Below are 3,556 nucleotides of genomic sequence, written 5' to 3'. Positions count from 1 at the left end.
GGATAATGGCTTGGAAGCAATGTGTTCGATGCCGGTGGCGTGTGTCCTGCTTCAAGGACCGCAGGTGCCCTTCAGTGGGCCGTCGGCTAGACGGTTGAGCTGGGTTTCAGGAAGGGGAACGAGCATGGCGGCCATGAAGCCGCGAACGGGTGATGGCCCGCTCGAGGTGACCAAGGAGGGGCGGGGCATCGTCATGCGCGTTCCGCTCGAAGGCGGCGGGCGGCTCGTCGTCGAGCTCGCTTGCGCGTCAGCCGACGACCTTCTTGAGAGCGTCGCCGAGCGCGTCGGCCTCGTCCGGGGTCAGCTCGACGACGAGCCGCCCGCCGCCTTCGAGCGGAACGCGCATGACGATGCCCCGCCCCTCCTTGGTCACCTCGAGCGGGCCATCACCCGTTCGCGGCTTCATGGCCGCCATGCTCGTTCCCCTTCCTGAAACCCAGCTCAACCGTCTAGCCGACGGCCCACTGAAGGGCACCTGCGGTCCTTGAAGCAGGACACACGCCACCGGCATCGAACACATTGCTTCCAAGCCATTATCCCGCATGCCAGGACCCGATGACCAACATCGGTAGGCATCGCTTGGGCAACGCACGCGAGCAAAACCACTCAATTCGGCGATGTGACTGCGATACTGCGCCCCCTTGCGCCACTCCTCCGACGGAAATCGGTCCGGAATTCTTTGACGCAGGTCACACGCGGGCTCCGTACCGGTGCCGGTGATCTCCGTCATGCTGTCCTGCAGAGGGACGTACTGACGGGTAGGTCCACGAGCCGCGACGCGGAGGGATACACCATGGCCGACACCGTGCTCTACGAGGTGAGCGACGGACTCGCGACGATCACGCTGAACCGCCCGGAGGCGATGAACGCGCTGAACGTGGCGACGAAGGTCGCTCTCCGGGACGCGGTCCGGGCCGCCGCGGACGACGGGGAGGTGCGGGCCGTCCTGCTGACCGCCGCCGGTGACCGGGCGTTCTGCGTCGGGCAGGACCTCAAGGAGCACATCGGGCTGCTGGTCGCCGACCGGGAGGACGGCGGCGGACGCACGATGAGCACGGTGCGCGAGCACTACAACCCGATCGTGAAGGCGCTCGCCGGGGCCGCGAAGCCGGTGGTCGCCGCGGTGAACGGGGTGGCGGCCGGGGCGGGCTTCGGCTTCGCGCTGGCGGCGGACTACCGGATCGTGGCCGACACGGCGGCGTTCAACACGTCGTTCGCCGGGGTGGCGCTGACCGCGGACTCCGGGATCTCCTGGACGCTGCCGCGGGTCGTCGGCCCGGGCCGCGCCACCGACCTGCTGCTCTTCCCCCGCAGCATCACGGCCCAGGAGGCGTACGACCTCGGGATCGCGAACCGGCTGGTCCCGGCCGCCGAGCTGCGCGCGGAGGCGGAGAAGACCGCGCGGGCGCTGGCCGCGGGACCGACGGTGGCGTACGCGGCGCTGAAGGAGTCGGTGGCGTACGGGCTCACCCACTCCCTGGAGGAGGCCCTGGACAAGGAGGACGAGCTCCAGACCCGGGCGGGCGCCTCCGAGGACCACGCGATCGCCGTGCGGGCCTTCGTCAGCAAGGAGAAGCCCCAGTACCTGGGCCGCTGACCCCGGGCGGCGGGTCCGGGGCGGTCCGCGCCGGACCCGCCGCCTTCGCGGGTTCAGGTCCGGCGGGCCACGCAGTCCCTCAGGTGGTCGTCGACCAGGCCGCAGGCCTGCATCAGCGCGTAGGCCGTGGTCGGGCCGACGAACCGCAGGCCCCGCTGCTTCAGGGCCTTGGCCAGCGCCGTCGACTCGGGGGTCACCGCGGGGACGTCGGCGAAGGTGGCCGGTGCCGGGCGGCCGGCCGGGTCGGGGGCGTGCGACCAGATCAGGGCGTCCAGGTCGCCGGGCGCCCATCCGGCCAGCACCCGCGCGTTGCCCAGGGTCGCGTCGATCTTGGCGCGGTTGCGGATGATGCCGGTGTCGGCCAGCAGGCGCTCCCGGTCGGCGTCGGTGAACTCCGCGACGGCCGCGATCCGGAAGCCGGCGAAGGCGGTGCGGAAGCCCGGGCGGCGGCGCAGGATCGTGATCCACGACAGGCCGGACTGGAAGGCCTCCAGGCTGAGGCGCTCGAACAGGGCGTCGTCCCCGTGGACCGGGCGGCCCCACTCCTCGTCGTGGTACGCGGTGTAGTCCTCGGCGGACAGGGCCCAGGGGCAGCGCGGGGCGCCGTCCGGGCCCGCGAGGGCGGTTCCGTCGGTCACGGCCGGTCCCCCTCCTCGCGCGTGGCGGACCGGTCCGGGGCGGTGTGCGCCGCGACGGCGCGGGCGCCGGCCAGCGCGGACTCCAGGTCGGCGATCCGGGCGTCGCGCTCGGCGAGCTCGGCGCCGAGGCGGCTCAGCGCGTCGTCCACGTCGGCCATCCGGTAGCCGCGGACGGCGAGGGGGAAGCGGAGGCCGTCCACGTCCGCGCGGCCGACCGGGCGGTCCGGCGGCAGGGTGTCCCTCAGCCGGTCGGGGGCCGCCTCGGGCAGCGGTCCGTTCCCCCCGCCGCCCACCACGGCGAGGGTGACCGCGGCGACCACGACGGCGAGCGCCACGACCAGGAACAAGAACATAACCATCGCTGAGGTCCCCAGGGTTGGATCGAACCGGAGTCGGCTGTGTGACTCCGATCGTGCCATGCGAGTCTGACAGTCAGGGTCACGGTCGGCCGGGACCGCCGGCGGACCGCAGGGACGAGGAGAGGTCTTCGGGAATGCTCAGGCTGGGCAGGCGGGAATTCGCACCGCACGAGCCGGTGATCATGGCGATCGTGAACCGGACCCCGGACTCCTTCTACGACCAGGGCGCAACCTTCCACGACGAACCGGCGCTCACGCGCGTGGAGCAGGCGGTGGCCGAGGGCGCCGCGATCATCGACGTCGGCGGGGTGAAGGCCGGGCCGGGCGAGGAGGTGTCCGCCGAGGAGGAGGCGCGGCGCACGGTCGGTTTCGTCGCCGAGGTGCGGCGGCGCTTCCCGGACGTCGTGATCAGCGTGGACACCTGGCGGCACGAGGTCGGCGAGGCCGTGTGCGAGGTGGGGGCGGACGTGCTGAACGACGCCTGGGGCGGGGTCGATCCGCGGCTGGCCGAGGTCGCCGCGCGGTACGGCGCCGGCCTGGTGTGCACCCACGCGGGGGGCGCGGCGCCGCGGACCCGGCCGCACCGGGTGGAGTACGAGGACGTGATGGCCGACATCCTCGACCGGACGCTGGGGCTGGCGGAGCGCGCGGTGTCCCTGGGCGTGCCGCGGGAGTCGGTGATGATCGATCCCGGGCACGACTTCGGCAAGAACACCCGGCACAGTCTCGAGGCGACGCGGCGGCTGGACGAGATGGTCGCCACCGGGTGGCCGGTGCTGGTGTCGCTGTCCAACAAGGACTTCGTCGGGGAGACGCTGGACCGGCCGGTCAAGGAGCGGGTGCTGGGGACGCTCGCGACGACCGCGGTGTCGGCGTGGCTGGGGGCGCGGGTGTACCGGGTGCACGAGGTCGCGGAGACGCGGCAGGTGCTGGACATGGTGGCGTCCATCGCGGGCCACCGC

5 protein-coding genes and 1 pseudogene are annotated in these 3,556 nt (G+C 72.6%); 3 read left to right on the top strand and 3 right to left on the bottom strand.

Annotation, left to right across the window (positions count from 1 at the left end; genetic code table 11):
* Window positions 1-19: 19 nt before the first annotated feature.
* Window positions 20-217 (top strand): annotated as a pseudogene (locus AOK18_RS35460) (DUF3117 domain-containing protein); the annotation flags it as partial.
* Window positions 218-247: 30 nt separating this feature from the next.
* On the opposite strand, the gene AOK18_RS31185 reads toward AOK18_RS35460, so the two are convergent.
* Window positions 248-415 carry a DUF3117 domain-containing protein gene (locus tag AOK18_RS31185; protein ID WP_003966491.1) on the bottom strand — a complete coding sequence of 56 codons (168 nt, stop codon included), beginning with the start codon at window positions 413-415 and terminating at the stop codon, window positions 248-250.
* 378 nt (window positions 416-793) lie between these two features.
* On the opposite strand from AOK18_RS31185, the gene chcB reads away from it, so the two are divergent.
* A complete protein-coding gene (gene chcB, locus AOK18_RS21140) occupies window positions 794-1,597 on the top strand; it encodes a 2-cyclohexenylcarbonyl CoA isomerase (RefSeq protein WP_055572719.1) in 804 nt (267 codons plus the stop codon).
* Between the two features lie 53 nt (window positions 1,598-1,650).
* Here chcB and AOK18_RS21135 read toward each other — a convergent pair whose 3' ends face one another.
* Entirely contained in the window at window positions 1,651-2,235 is a 585-nt protein-coding gene (locus AOK18_RS21135; protein WP_055572720.1) for a DNA-3-methyladenine glycosylase I, read from the bottom strand.
* Window positions 2,232-2,594: a DivIVA domain-containing protein gene (locus tag AOK18_RS21130; protein ID WP_055572721.1), complete on the bottom strand. Its 363-nt coding sequence runs from the start codon at window positions 2,592-2,594 to the stop codon at window positions 2,232-2,234. Before AOK18_RS21130 ends, AOK18_RS21135 begins: the two co-directional genes overlap by 4 nt.
* A 134-nt stretch (window positions 2,595-2,728) precedes the next feature.
* Between AOK18_RS21130 and folP the strand changes: the two genes are divergently transcribed.
* On the top strand, window positions 2,729-3,556 hold an 828-nt coding region (gene folP / locus AOK18_RS21125), incomplete at its 3' end, for a dihydropteroate synthase (protein ID WP_055695376.1).

Source organism: Streptomyces prasinopilosus (assembly GCF_001419695.1).
GTDB lineage: Bacteria > Actinomycetota > Actinomycetes > Streptomycetales > Streptomycetaceae > Streptomyces > Streptomyces prasinopilosus.
Note: the sequence above shows the minus strand (reverse complement) of the source record. Positions and strands in the feature narration are given on the sequence as shown.

Coding starts and splice junctions, on each gene's coding strand:
- AOK18_RS31185 (WP_003966491.1), bottom strand. CDS start 415: ATGGCGGCCATGAAGCCGCGAACGGGTGATGGCCCGCTCGAGGTGACC.
- chcB (WP_055572719.1), top strand. CDS start 794: ATGGCCGACACCGTGCTCTACGAGGTGAGCGACGGACTCGCGACGATC.
- AOK18_RS21130 (WP_055572721.1), bottom strand. CDS start 2,594: ATGGTTATGTTCTTGTTCCTGGTCGTGGCGCTCGCCGTCGTGGTCGCC.